This is a genomic window from Pseudomonas moraviensis (assembly GCF_900105805.1).
GTDB lineage: Bacteria > Pseudomonadota > Gammaproteobacteria > Pseudomonadales > Pseudomonadaceae > Aquipseudomonas > Aquipseudomonas moraviensis_A.
This window is the reverse complement of the sequence record NZ_LT629788.1, coordinates 653,064-665,115: the sequence shown is the minus strand read 5'-3', so window position 1 is coordinate 665,115 and position 12,052 is coordinate 653,064. Positions and strand designations below refer to the sequence as shown.

Genomic DNA, 12,052 nt, shown 5'->3' with positions numbered 1-12,052 from the left:
CAGAACGCGGAAATCAGGAACCCTGCGATGCCCCATTGGCTGGTCATAGATCTGGAAGCCACCACAGACGAGGGTGGCTGGCCGGTGACGGAAATGGAAATTATCGAGATCGGTGCGACGCTGGTCGATCGTGCCGGGCGCGAGCAGGATCACTTCCAGCGCTTCGTCAAACCGACCCGCCGTCCATTGCTGACGCCGTTCTGTCGGGAGCTGACGCACATCACCCAGGCCAATATCGATTCGGCGCAACCGCTGAGCGAAGTCTGGCCGGCTTTCGAGCGCTGGCTGGCGCAGCATCAGGCTCGCCTTGAAGGCTGGGCCAGTTGGGGCGGTTACGATCGCCAGCAGCTGCTGCAGGAATGGCAGCGCCTGAATATCGACAGTGGCCTGAGCAAAGTGCCGCACATGAACCTCAAACAACGCTTCGCCAAGGCCCGCCGTCTGGAACGACCGCTTGGGCTCAACGGCGCGCTGCAACTGGCGGGCATGCAGTTCAGCGGTCAACAGCATCGGGCCCTGGAAGATGCGCGCAATACTGCACGATTACTGCCGCTGGTCCTGCCGCTTTAGGGGCGTGACGAGGTTGCAAGCCTTGTGCATACTGGCCGCCCCCTTTCAAGCCCTTTTCGAGGAATCCGCCCATGTTTAAAGTCAACGAGTACTTCGACGGCACCGTCAAGTCGATCGCCTTTGGCACCGCTGAAGGTCCGGCGACCATTGGCGTCATGGCCCCGGGCGAATACGAATTCGGCACCAGCCAGCGGGAAATCATGCACGTCGTTTCCGGCGCGCTGAGTGTAAAACTGCCAGACAGCAGCGACTGGGAAACCTTCGCCGCGGGCAGCCAGTTCAACGTCCCGGCCAACAGCAAGTTCCAGCTGAAAGTCGCCGTCGATACCGCTTACCTGTGCGAATACCGCGGCTGATCCCGCCGGTTTCATCGCGCAAAAAAATGCCCGTGTCCAGAAGACACGGGCATTTTTCATTTCAGCGACAGCCTATTCGAGAACTTCCACCGGCATGCCGACTTCCAGGCAGCCGTTGCCGTCGTTGACCAGATTCTGCCCGAACATCGCACCATCGGCGGTAGAGCGGTGCTTTTGCAGTGTCGCAAAAGGCTCGCGATCAGCGCTGCGCTCACCGGTTTGCGGGTCGACCGTGGTCATGATGCAACGCGCGCACGGCTTGACCACGCGGAATTCGATGTCGCCGATGCGAATACGCTTCCAGTTGTCCTCGGCGTAAGGCGCGCTGCCTTCGATGACCAGGTTCGGGCGGAAACGCAGCATCTCCAGCGGTCGTCCGACTGTTTCCGCAAGCGCCAGCCGCGAGGCTTCGCCGATCAGCAGCAACGGATAACCGTCCGCGAACGCCACTTGATCGTCGTCCTTGCCGAATCCCGACTGGGTGGTGCGCGCCCGCTCCAGTGGCATTTGCACCAGACGCGTCGGTTTGCCGAGGAAGTCGCTGACAAATCGCGCGGCTTGATCACCGGCGTCCGGCACACGCAGGGTGTCACGCCAGATCGTCACCCCACGCATCTCGGCGTCGGCCGCAGGCAATGGGACTTCGATGGAGCCCTGGTCTGGAGCGCTCAGGGTCAGACCGCCGCTGGCATTCCACAATGCCGACAACTGACTCATTTTCGCTTCGGCGCGCTGGGTCAGAAAGCGTCCGCTGGCCTCGTCCACCAGCATCCAGCGTCGATCGCCCGCCAGGCCCAGCTTGTCCAGCTCGATGCTTTGCAGGATTTCGCCCTTGCCGGATTTCAACGGGTAACGATAAAGCGCGCTCAGACGCAGCATGGCCAGCTCCCTGATGGAAAAACGCCACCCTATACGAGCTTCAATGCTGAATCAAAGCCGTAGTGGGTTTGAACATATCCGTTGTGGGTTTGAACATATCTGTTGTGGGAGCGAGCCTGCTCGCGAAAGCGCAGGCTCAGACAGCATGGATGGTGAATGTGCCGGCGTCTTCGCAAGCAGGCTCGCTCTCACAGGAAGCAAAATCTGCGTGTTTCAGGCTGGCACGGCGTCGAGCATCAGGCGCTGGCGCACCACATCGACCAATTTGTCCGGCTGGAACTTGGACAGGAAGTTGTCGCAGCCGACCTTCTTCACCATGGAGTCGTTGAAACTGCCAGACAGCGAGGTGTGCAGCACGACGTACAAGCCACGCAGACGCGGGTCGTTGCGGATTTCCGTGGTCAGACGATAGCCGTCCATTTCCGGCATTTCTGCGTCGGTGAAGATCATCAGCAGTTTGTCTGTCATGTGCACGCCGGTATCGGCCCAGGCCTTGAGCATGTTCAAGGCTTTCAAACCGTCGCTGGCGATGTGCATTTTCACCCCGAGCTGGCCGAGGGTGTCGCGCAATTGCGAAAGCGCCACGTTGGAATCATCCACCAGCAACACTTCGCGCCCACGGGCGCGCTCCAGTACCGGGTCGTCGAGTTTCTCGCGCGAGACCTTGGCGTTGTACGGGACGATTTCGGCGAGGACTTTTTCCACGTCGATGATCTCGACCAGTTGATCGTCGACCTTGCTGATCGCAGTCAGGTAATGCTGGCGGCCGGCACTGGTCGGCGGCGGCAGAATGGCTTCCCAGTTCATGTTGACGATGCGGTCGACACCGCCAACAAGGAAGGCCTGCACCGAACGGTTGTATTCGGTGACGATGATCGTGCTGTTCGGGCCCGGCACCAGTGGGCGCATGCCGATCGCCTGGGACAGGTCGATCACTGGCAATGTCTGGCCGCGCAGATTGACCACGCCGCAGACAAAGGGATGACGCTGCGGCATCAGGGTCAGCTTCGGCAGTTGCAGTACTTCCTGAACCTTGAACACGTTGATCGCGAACAACTGGCGTCCGGCCAGGCGAAACATGAGGATTTCCAGGCGATTCTCACCCACCAGTTGCGTGCGTTGGTCTACCGTGTCGAGAATGCCGGCCATCAATGACTCCTGGGCTTGTTCTGATGAATTCACTATGGGGGTTTATCGGCCGCGTTCAGCTAATCTTGATTGCTGTAAGCAGCGCCCGTAAAAATGCCATAAACGCCCATTGATGTCACACTGACATCATGCTTTACTGGCGTTGGTGATTTCATCTGCTAGATTCATTGCGGCGCGACCTCGGTTTGCACGTTAGGTTCCCGCGGCTAAGGGATTCCCCTAGCCACAATCAGGCCCAACCTGATATTCGCCCTTTCCAATAGCCATTACTGTGACGCCATTCTCATTGCATGAACGGAGTCAGGCTATTGTGTGCGATCGCAATTCAGTGGCAACCCACCCTCTGGAACCCCTCGGTCCGTGCACCTGCACCGCCGGGAGCGATCTGCCGACGATCCACGATCGTCGCCACACACGGCCATCCGTCAACCAACACGACGTGGTGGAGATGAACATGCCAATCGACCGTAAAGACTGGGCGCAGCGCTTCCCCGAATTTCTGGTCGAGGCCGAAACGCTTCTCGCCAAGTCCGAAGAATGCCTGAATCACCTGCAACTGATCAGCAATGACAAGGATGCCATCGACTGCATGCTCGGCACCCTGCTCAAGTTGGCGGGCCGGGCCGAAGCATTGGCGCTGGAAGCGATCTCCGAGTTTTCCCTGCACATCTACAACCTGCTGAATCTGACCCAGGGTCATGTCGACCTGCACGAGCAGGCCCTCGATGCGCTGCGAGACTGCTTCACCCTGATGGCGTGGCAGCTTGAACTGGTCGATCCTAAAACCGGCCAACTGAGCCTCGATGAAAGCGAGCAGGCAGCCTTGCTTGAAGCGTTCGCGGCGCACATGGATCAGGACGCCCTTGAGCCGAAGACGGCGAGCAAACGTTTGCTCCCTTCGTCTCTGACGGCGCGCCAGGCTTGAGAAACCAGGCCGCGATACTGTTGTAATTGAATAGTTGATACCTGCCAGCGACAATCCGGGCCAAATAATCCGCCCGACCAACGGCTGATTTCCAAGTGCCGGCATCAGGGTTTTCCCTGTGTGCACCCGGCGATACTTTCCAGGCAAATCGAAGTCGTCCAAATACAATAATTCCAACTTTTCCAATATGGAACTTGCGTCCACGATCCGGTATTTCCTGACCAGATAGACATATATAGCGACCGCGACCAACGGTATGTTAAGTGGTATTATGCCGCCGGTTAGTTGCCTGCCGATTAATGGCACACTGACTTCAGCGTTTCGGTACCGATGTTATTGCCGGTCAATGATTGCTTAACGAATGCGGTTTGAATCAATAACATAATTGACAGTATTTCCACACAGAGATCCGCCCCTTACCGGCCGGTCTGCCCGCAGCGAACATCCATTGGCTCCATCCGTTATGTACGCCAGTCTCAAGTCACTCATTACATGGCCACCCTCACGGGAAAACGCCCGGCGCTTCACACTGGTGCTGTGTGTTCTGGCAACCCTTGGCAGTTTACTGGCCTATTGTTTTTCCGCGGGCATTCCGTTGGGGTTGCTGGCGATCGAGATCGCCGCGACCGCCTGCGTCTGGGTGCAATATCGCTTGTCGCGCAAGTCGATCAAGTTCCAGCCGCAAGAGCTGGCCGATCGTCTGCTGCAAGTCCAGGAAAACGAACGGCACCGCCTCAGCCGCGAATTGCATGACGATATCGGCCAATTGCTCACCGCCGCCAAACTGCAAAGTGACTGGCTCAAGCGTCGCCTGCCGGAAGAGCTGCAGGAACAATGCGCGGTGCTGTGCGACACGCTGGACGAAACCCTGACCAAAGTGCGCGACGTCTCGGCCATTCTCAATCCGCGGCAATTGACCAGTCTGGGGCTTGAAGCCAGCTTGCGTGCGCATTTGCTCAAGACGCTGGCCAACAGCTCGGTCAACTGGAGCCTCGACTGCCAGCAACGGCTCAACGGCATTCCCGAGGAAATGGCGGTCGCGGCGTTTCGCATCGCTCAGGAAGCCGTGACCAATATCCTGCGCCACGCACAGGCAAAAAATCTGTTGATTCGAGTGCAGCGTCTGCCGCAAGGTCTGACTCTGCTGATCAGCGATGACGGTCTCGGTTTCGCCCCGGCGGCCGACCCGGCCAGAGAAGGCCAACGCGGCATGGCCGGGATGGCCGAGCGCATCGAACAGTTGGGCGGCACATTGAGCGTTGTCAGCGAGCCGGGCAAAGGCACAAGAATCGAAGCACTTTTCCCCTGGGCGCCGCGAGCGCTCGAACGGGCCAGTACGAATAAGGTTATGCGTTGACTTGTAACTTACTTTTGGTGGATGACCACTCGCTGATCAGGGCCGGCGTGCGCGCTCTGGTACTGGATATTCCCGGTTACGCGGTAATCGGCGAAGCCAATGATGGTTCGCAACTGCTCGAAATGGTCGAGCAATTGAGCCCCGACATCGTATTGCTGGACATTTCGATGAGGGAAACCGGGGGCCTGGAAGCGCTGCAACGCCTCAAGCGCGTGCGCCCGCAGAGCAAGGTGCTGATCCTGTCGATGCACACCGATCCGGCGCTGATCATGCAGGCGCTGGAGTCCGGTGCCCATGGTTACCTGCTCAAGGACACCACGGCCACCGAGCTCGAACACGCACTGGAAGCCCTGCGCAACAACGAACGCTACCTCAGCCCCGCCATTGCTCATACGGTGATCAACCAGGCTTTGACTCGTAACCAGAAGAGCCAGCCGGACATCGCCGATTCGCACAACCTGACGGCGCGCCAGCTGGAGATCCTTCGGCTGATCGTACGAGGCAAATCCACCCGGGAAATCGCCAACGGCCTCGGCTTGAGCGTCAAGACCGTGGAAACCCATCGCGCGCAGATCATGAAACGCCTGCAGATCTACGACGTAGCGGGTCTGGTACTGTTCGCCGTGCGTGAACAGATCATCAGCCTGGATGACTGATTGACGCTTGTGGGCCCAATAGCGGCGAGTCTTTCGGCAGGTGCACCTGCAACGCTGCGGGTTTCGCCACGAAGCGCAGACTGTCGCCTTCCAGCGGCTCGCCGTCGAGATTGATACTCAGCCCTTCGGCGACCTTGATCTCGACCCACGGCAACCGCGCGCGTACAAACATGTTGTCGAGGCCAAAGCCCTCGCTCAGCAAATTCTTCAGTGTCCCGACCAGTTCCTGCGGCGCCGGCAAAATGCTGATATCCAGCAGACCGTCGTCGACTCGCGCCTCGGGGCACAACACATGCCCGCCACCCGCCTGCCGCCCGTTGCCGATGCCCAGTGCCAGCAGTTCGCCCTGCCAATGGAAATCCGGCCCCTGCAACTCACCGTAAGCGGCGTGCAGCTCGCTGAACCGGGTCAGGCCAGTGAACAGATAAGCCGCGCCACCCAGGACCTTTTTCAGGTCTTCCGAGGTATTGGCGGTGACCTGGCTGCCGAATCCACCCGTCGCCATGTTGAGGAAAATCTGCCCGCCGACTTCGCCCAGATCGATATCCGAAGGCTCGACGTCCAGCAGATCGAGGGCCTGCGCCGGCTCCAGGGAAATGCCGGCAGCCCGGGAAAAATCGTTGGCGGTGCCCAGTGGCAGCAAGACGAGACTGGCTTTTTGCGGATGCTGAGCCAATGCTTCGGCGATATCACGCAAGGTGCCGTCGCCGCCGCCGGCGATGATTTTCGTGTAGCCGGCGGCCAGCGCTTCTTCTACCAGACGCTGGGCGTCGCCGGCTTCCCAGGTCACTCGCACCGCAAGCTCCCAGCCTGACTCGCGCCTGGCCTCGACAGCGGCGCGGACATCCTCGTTGAGTGCCTGTTTGCCATGCAAGATCAGCAGTGCCCGGCGTTCACTCATAACGTCACTCCAAGAATTGAATCGGTTGAAACATCTTGACCACGGCGTGCCTCGAAAAAGCCACCGGGGAGAGCAATTAATTCCTGTTCGAACAGCAAGCTTCCTGCACAGCGGTATTTTTTCTTACGAAACAACAGGAATCGGCTTAATTGACCGCGCCCGGCCCTTGGGTCACCGTGTGCTGGCAGCATCAACCTTCAACCCAATAACACAAGGATGTGCCGGTAATGAACGGATCCCCCCCGATTTATTTTCATGAATCGCGTCATGGAAACATCAGCAAGCGTGCAGTTGATTCATTCAGCGAGTACTTCCATGCACAACCATGAAACCAAGGCACCGGTGAGCCCGGTCGCCGCGCTCGCCGAAAGTCGTGCCAGTAAAAAAGCGGATTTTTGCAACAGCGCCAAACCCACTGGAGAGTTTGATATGGAGCCCCGTGTCAGCGAGCTGGAAACCCATTTCAAATACATGCGCCGCGACATGGACGAAATGCTCAATGACGTCCGTACCATCAAACACCGTCTGGCGTATTCGGCGGGTGCGACCGCTGTCATCCTGGGACTGCTGGGATGGGTGGCCAACAGCCGATTCGACCAGTTGGTGACACTGATCAGCAACTGACCGAACCAATCGTTGCACGCGCCGTGCGTACCCGCCGACGCGTGCATGGGTGAGAAGGTCTACCCCAGAAGCCCACTGAGCGCAATGAAGTTCACTTCATCACCCTCGCTCAGCGTGCGGCCTTCTCGGACTTCGACCAATCCGTCGGCCCACGCCGCGCTACGCAGCACACCCGAACTCTGGTTGCGGTAGATGATTGCCCGCCCGTGCTCGAGACGTCCGCGCAAATATTCGCGACGGTTTCCGGCCACCGGCCAGACAAAACCTGCTGGCACTGCAAACTTCAGCGGTTCGACGTCTTGCACACCCAGGCATCGCAACAGATAAGGCCGCGTCAGCAATGCGAACGTCACCAGCGTGGAGGCGGGATTGCCGGGCAGGCCAATCACCGGCACGTTGCGGAAATGGCCGAAGGTCAAGGGTTTTCCAGGCTTGATGGCGAGCTTCCACAAGGCCAGTTCGCCTTCTTCACGCAAGGCAATGCCGAGGAAATCCGCCTCACCGACCGAGACACCGCCGGTGGAAAGAATCAGATCGACATTTTGCAACTCGCCCAGCCGGGCCCTTGTGGTGGGCAGATCGTCCGGGAGAATTCCGCCATCGATGACTTCACAGCCCAGACGCTGCAGCCAGCTGCACAGAAGCACGCGGTTGCTGTTGTAGATCTGGCCCGGGCCCAGTGCCTGGCCGGGCTCAACCAGTTCGTCACCGGTGGACAATACCGCCACGCGCGGCTTGCGCACGACATTGAGGCCGGCGCAGCCAAGCGAAGCAGCCAGACCTTGCTCAATCGGCCCCAATCGGGTGCCTGCCTGCAGCACCAATTCGCCAACCGTGGTTTCCTGGCCCTGCGGACGAATGTTCTGGTCTGGTTTCAGCGTTTCAAGGAAACGCACTCGGCCGTCGGCCTGAACTTCAGCGTTTTCCTGCATCTCGACGCAGTCCGCGCCCGGCGGCAGCGGTGCCCCGGTAAAGATGCGAGCGCAAGTGCCTCGCTCCAACGGTTGCGGAGACTGCCCGGCGAAGACCTTTTGACTGACGGCCAGCGGCTCACCCTTCCAGTCAGCAAGGTTCAAGGCGTAGCCGTCCATGGCGCTGTTCGGCCAGGGCGGCAGATCCAGTGTCGAGATCAGATCTTCAGCCAGCACCCGTCCTTCCACCTGAGCCAGCGGCAAGTGCTCGCGCTCGACAATGCGCGATGCATCGGCCATGTCCAGCAAACGCTCGAGCGCCGCTTCGACGGGCAACAAACTGCCGGTCTTGCCTGGCTTACCCACGGGATTCACAAGGCACTGCCTGCTTCAGATGGGTGACGAAGTTGCACGGACGATGACGGGCGTCCAGTTGCTCAGCGAGGATGCCGTCCCATCCGGTACGCACCGCATTGGTCGAACCTGGCAGGCAGCACACCAGCGTGCCGTTGGCCAGACCTGCCAGGGCACGGGACTGTACGGTCGACGTACCGATATCGGCCACGGAGATCTGGCGGAACAGTTCGCCAAAACCGTCGACCTGCTTGTCGAGCAGGCACGCCACTGCTTCCGGTGTGCTGTCACGGCCGGTGAAGCCGGTGCCGCCAGTGATCAGCACCACTTGAACGACATCGTCGGCAATCCAGTTGGCGACTTGCGCGCGAATTTTATACAGATCATCTTTTAGCAGAACGCGCTCGGCCAGCGCATGGCCGGCCGCGATCAAGCGATCGACGAAGACCTGGCCGGAGGTATCGGTTTCCAGGGTTCGGGTATCGCTGACAGTCAGCACCGCGATATTGAGCGGCACGAAAGGTACATCAGCCTTGGCTTTCATAGGCTCTTCCAGTTGTAGGGGAAACAGCCCGGTGTTATATCACAGCGGCTCATTTTTCTGCCGCCCCTCTGGAGAGTCGTCATGCCCTTGAACAGCCCATTGCCACCCTGCTCTGTCCTGCTTCTGGCCGGTGGACGCGGCCAGCGCATGGGCGGTCAGGACAAGGGGCTCATCGAATGGCTGGGCGAGCCTTTGATCGCGCATTTGCAGCGTAAGGTGCGGCCGCTGACCGCCGATCTCATTATTTCGTGCAACCGCAATCGCGAGCGTTATGCCGCGTTTGCCGATCAGTTGGTCATGGATGATGAGGGGGACTTTCCGGGCCCGTTGGCCGGGATTCGTGCAGGGCTGAAAGCGGCGCGCCATGCGCACTTGCTGGTGTTGCCATGCGATGTGCCACGGATTGACGAGGCGCTGCTGCAAGCCATGCTTGCCACCGCCGATCAGCAACGTGAAAAACCTTTAATGCTGCGCCACGGCGAGCACTGGGAACCGCTGCTGTGCGTGATTCCTGTGGCGCTATTGCCGGCATTCGAAGCGGCGTGGCACAGCGGTGAACGCAGCCCCGGGCGGGTGATGCGCGGTCTCGGCGCCGTCGAATTGCAATGCCCCGACAACGACCCGCGACTGGCCAACCTCAACACCCCCGAATTGTTACATCTGCATAACACTGTGTCAGACTGACATTATCCAAGGAACTCTCACGCCTTGTTTACGTCTCAAGCTCAGTAACCAGAAGATTTCCCATTCGGAGACACACTCATGACTCAACGGACCCTCGCCACTTTCATGCTCGCACTGGGCCTGGCAACCCTCGCCGGTTGCTCCTCGCCAACAGTGATCACCTTGAATGACGGTCGCGAAATCCAGGCCGTCGACACCCCGAAATACGATGATGATTCGGGCTTCTACGAGTTCCAGCAACTGGACGGCAAAGAAACCCGCATCAACAAGGATCAGGTTCGTACCGTTAAAGAGCTGTAAGGCTCCGGGTCGATACCGGATACAGAAAAGCCCGCATTGCGATGCGGGCTTTTTCATGGGCGTAGCAAAAGTGGATCGGTTGTCACCACTGCAAGGTGATCCGGCTTTCGAACGCCCGTAATTCACCCGTCACCGGATCAATGAAGCGCAGGCCTTGCGCAAGCAGCTTCAATGGGTTGGCGTAGTCGTCCTCGACATCTTTCAGCACAGTCGGATAAAAAGGATCGTTGCAGATACTCGCCCCCAGCGCGGTCATGTGCACACGCAGCTGATGCTTCTTGCCGGTCACCGGAAACAGGCCATAGCGCCACAGATCGCCGTTTTTCTCGCGCACCTCGACCGCCGTTTCGGTATTACTGACACCAGGCCCCTCTTGCATGCGGAAGAATGGCTCGCCATCGACCAACCGGCTCTTGTGTACCAACGGAAAATTCAGATCGGGCAGCGCCGGGGCAATCGCTTCGTAGCGTTTGTCGATCTGCCGCGTCGGGAACAACGACTGATAGGCGGAACGGGTTTGCGGATTCGCCGAGAAAATCACCAGCCCTGCGGTGTGCCGATCGATGCGGTGCAGCGGCACCAGATGCGGATTGTCCAGCCGACGGATCAGCCGCCGCAGCAGGGTCTGCTCGACATATTCCCCGGCCGGCGTGACCGGCAGGAAATGAGGTTTGTCGGCCACCACCAGATGTTCATCGGCGTAGAGAATCGATTCGACCACCGGAATCGGTTTCTCGTCCGGTACTTCGCGGAAGTAATGAATGCGCAAACCTTCCTTGTACGGCAAGTCCAGTGCAATCGGCTGGCCCTGTGCATCCAGCACCCGCCCCCGAGCAATCCGGTCGAGCCACTGCTCGCGGCCGATGGCACTGAAGTGCTCGCACAGGCAATCGAGGACCGTCAGCCAGGGGCCGGGCGGCAAGTACAACGTGCTGGCCTGATTGTGCGCAGCGGAAAAAACGGGAGTGGACATACGAAACAGGAATCCTCAATGCAGGCCGGCATTATCCAACACCGAGGCAAAGCCACCTAGCGGAGTTTCTTCACGCCGGCACGGATTTGAGTGCCGCCGCTTCGGTGAACTCCTTCAGCCAGCGCAACACATCGACCGCCTCCCAGCGCCCCGGATCGTACAAGGCATACAGCAGGCCCTGATAACCGACCACATCCAGCTGCTTGTGATAACCGGCGCGTTGAAACAGGGCTTCGATTTCGGCAAAGCAGGTATTGAAATGCAGCTTGTTGAACGGCGTCTTGCCTTCCGTGACCAGCCCGTCCAGGCGCAATTCGAGGACGGCCTCGCGCACCACGTCGACCGACATCCGGTTAACGCTGCTCTTCAACTGTTCGACATTGACCACGGTTCATCCCTCTGACTCGATTGCTGTATGGACATACAGTAACCGAAGAAGCCGGGGAGTGCCAACGCAAGGATGGGTTGCTGCGACCAGCGGAATGAACAGGACAAATCTGCGTCAGCGTAAAAACGCCACGATTTCATCGCCACTGAACGGCCAATCCAGCTCCGCGCCAGTGTCGACCCGCCGCAGTACCGGAATGCGCAAGCTGTACTTTTCGAACCACGACTCGTCTTCGGCGATGTCCATCAGTTCCACCAGCAGACCATGCTCGACAAAGGGCATCAGCTCGGCTTCGGCGACTTCACACAGATGACACCCGAGGGTGCCGAACAGCTGACATTCAGGAGGCATGACGGCATTACCGGAAAACAAGTGAGGCCATTCTAGGACGGTGCCGAACCCTCGTCGACCCGCCACCGCCCAAAGGATGCAACGCTGCTGGCGCAAAATCCTGACGCAAATCATTCGGCGCAAATTGCAA

17 protein-coding genes are annotated in these 12,052 nt (G+C 59.2%); 9 read left to right on the top strand and 8 right to left on the bottom strand.

The genetic code is table 11. The features are described from left to right. Nucleotides 1-27 precede the first annotated feature (27 nt). Both BLU71_RS03235 and BLU71_RS03230 read left to right on the top strand, forming a co-directional pair. Nucleotides 28-570, top strand: coding sequence for an exonuclease domain-containing protein (locus BLU71_RS03235; protein WP_064361558.1), 543 nt, complete (start codon nucleotides 28-30; stop codon nucleotides 568-570). 71 nt (nucleotides 571-641) lie between these two features. Further along, nucleotides 642-926, top strand: a complete 285-nt coding sequence (locus BLU71_RS03230) for a pyrimidine/purine nucleoside phosphorylase (RefSeq protein ID WP_039759849.1) — start codon at nucleotides 642-644, stop codon at nucleotides 924-926. A gap of 72 nt (nucleotides 927-998) precedes the next feature. Here BLU71_RS03230 and BLU71_RS03225 read toward each other — a convergent pair whose 3' ends face one another. Continuing rightward, nucleotides 999-1,805, bottom strand: a complete 807-nt coding sequence (locus BLU71_RS03225) for an MOSC domain-containing protein (protein WP_083352279.1) — start codon at nucleotides 1,803-1,805, stop codon at nucleotides 999-1,001. 213 nt (nucleotides 1,806-2,018) lie between these two features. Next, nucleotides 2,019-2,954, bottom strand: a complete 936-nt coding sequence (locus BLU71_RS03220) for a chemotaxis protein CheV (protein WP_016770829.1) — start codon at nucleotides 2,952-2,954, stop codon at nucleotides 2,019-2,021. Nucleotides 2,955-3,408: 454 nt separating this feature from the next. Here BLU71_RS03220 and BLU71_RS03215 point away from each other — a divergent pair, with 454 nt between their 5' ends. The 3 genes from BLU71_RS03215 (at nucleotide 3,409) to BLU71_RS03205 (ending at nucleotide 5,892) form a co-directional block, all read left to right on the top strand. Further along, nucleotides 3,409-3,879: a hypothetical protein gene (locus tag BLU71_RS03215; protein WP_064361556.1), complete on the top strand. Its 471-nt coding sequence runs from the start codon at nucleotides 3,409-3,411 to the stop codon at nucleotides 3,877-3,879. A gap of 463 nt (nucleotides 3,880-4,342) precedes the next feature. Continuing rightward, entirely contained in the window at nucleotides 4,343-5,236 is an 894-nt protein-coding gene (locus tag BLU71_RS03210; protein ID WP_042607855.1) for a sensor histidine kinase, read from the top strand. Then, nucleotides 5,233-5,892 carry a response regulator transcription factor gene (locus tag BLU71_RS03205; protein ID WP_042607856.1) on the top strand — a complete coding sequence of 220 codons (660 nt, stop codon included), beginning with the start codon at nucleotides 5,233-5,235 and terminating at the stop codon, nucleotides 5,890-5,892. Before BLU71_RS03210 ends, BLU71_RS03205 begins: the two co-directional genes overlap by 4 nt. On the opposite strand, the gene yegS is transcribed toward BLU71_RS03205, so the two are convergent. Next, nucleotides 5,876-6,793: a lipid kinase YegS gene (gene yegS / locus BLU71_RS03200; RefSeq protein ID WP_042607857.1), complete on the bottom strand. Its 918-nt coding sequence runs from the start codon at nucleotides 6,791-6,793 to the stop codon at nucleotides 5,876-5,878. The two genes, BLU71_RS03205 and yegS, sit on opposite strands and share 17 nt — an antisense overlap. 25 nt (nucleotides 6,794-6,818) lie before the next feature. On the opposite strand from yegS, the gene BLU71_RS27220 reads away from it, so the two are divergent. Beyond that, on the top strand, nucleotides 6,819-7,052 hold the full coding sequence (locus tag BLU71_RS27220) for a hypothetical protein (RefSeq protein ID WP_133247397.1): 234 nt from the start codon (nucleotides 6,819-6,821) through the stop codon (nucleotides 7,050-7,052). Nucleotides 7,053-7,108: 56 nt separating this feature from the next. Next, nucleotides 7,109-7,417, top strand: coding sequence for a hypothetical protein (locus BLU71_RS27440; RefSeq protein ID WP_173867389.1), 309 nt, complete (start codon nucleotides 7,109-7,111; stop codon nucleotides 7,415-7,417). Between the two features lie 59 nt (nucleotides 7,418-7,476). Here BLU71_RS27440 and glp read toward each other — a convergent pair whose 3' ends face one another. Continuing rightward, a complete protein-coding gene (gene glp / locus BLU71_RS03190) occupies nucleotides 7,477-8,703 on the bottom strand; it encodes a gephyrin-like molybdotransferase Glp (protein WP_083352278.1) in 1,227 nt (408 codons plus the stop codon). Beyond that, nucleotides 8,687-9,226 (bottom strand): molybdenum cofactor biosynthesis protein B, encoded by a 540-nt coding sequence (gene moaB / locus BLU71_RS03185; protein ID WP_083352277.1) that lies wholly within the window; start codon nucleotides 9,224-9,226, stop codon nucleotides 8,687-8,689. The genes glp and moaB overlap by 17 nt, the downstream gene beginning before the upstream one ends. 81 nt (nucleotides 9,227-9,307) lie before the next feature. On the opposite strand from moaB, the gene mobA reads away from it, so the two are divergent. Then, on the top strand, nucleotides 9,308-9,910 hold the full coding sequence (mobA, locus tag BLU71_RS03180) for a molybdenum cofactor guanylyltransferase MobA (protein WP_083352276.1): 603 nt from the start codon (nucleotides 9,308-9,310) through the stop codon (nucleotides 9,908-9,910). A gap of 78 nt (nucleotides 9,911-9,988) precedes the next feature. Beyond that, the gene (locus BLU71_RS03175; RefSeq protein ID WP_016770600.1) at nucleotides 9,989-10,210 is read left to right on the top strand and encodes a YgdI/YgdR family lipoprotein; all 222 of its coding nucleotides are present in this window, start codon (nucleotides 9,989-9,991) and stop codon (nucleotides 10,208-10,210) included. Nucleotides 10,211-10,292: 82 nt separating this feature from the next. On the opposite strand, the gene BLU71_RS03170 is transcribed toward BLU71_RS03175, so the two are convergent. The 3 genes from BLU71_RS03170 to BLU71_RS03160 form a co-directional block, all read right to left on the bottom strand. Beyond that, entirely contained in the window at nucleotides 10,293-11,183 is an 891-nt protein-coding gene (locus tag BLU71_RS03170; protein ID WP_083352275.1) for a pseudouridine synthase, read from the bottom strand. Nucleotides 11,184-11,253: 70 nt separating this feature from the next. Further along, nucleotides 11,254-11,571 (bottom strand): hypothetical protein, encoded by a 318-nt coding sequence (locus BLU71_RS03165; protein ID WP_042607861.1) that lies wholly within the window; start codon nucleotides 11,569-11,571, stop codon nucleotides 11,254-11,256. A 114-nt stretch (nucleotides 11,572-11,685) separates the two neighbouring features. Then, nucleotides 11,686-11,922: a glutaredoxin family protein gene (locus BLU71_RS03160; protein WP_064361550.1), complete on the bottom strand. Its 237-nt coding sequence runs from the start codon at nucleotides 11,920-11,922 to the stop codon at nucleotides 11,686-11,688. Between the last annotated feature and the right edge of the window lie 130 nt (nucleotides 11,923-12,052).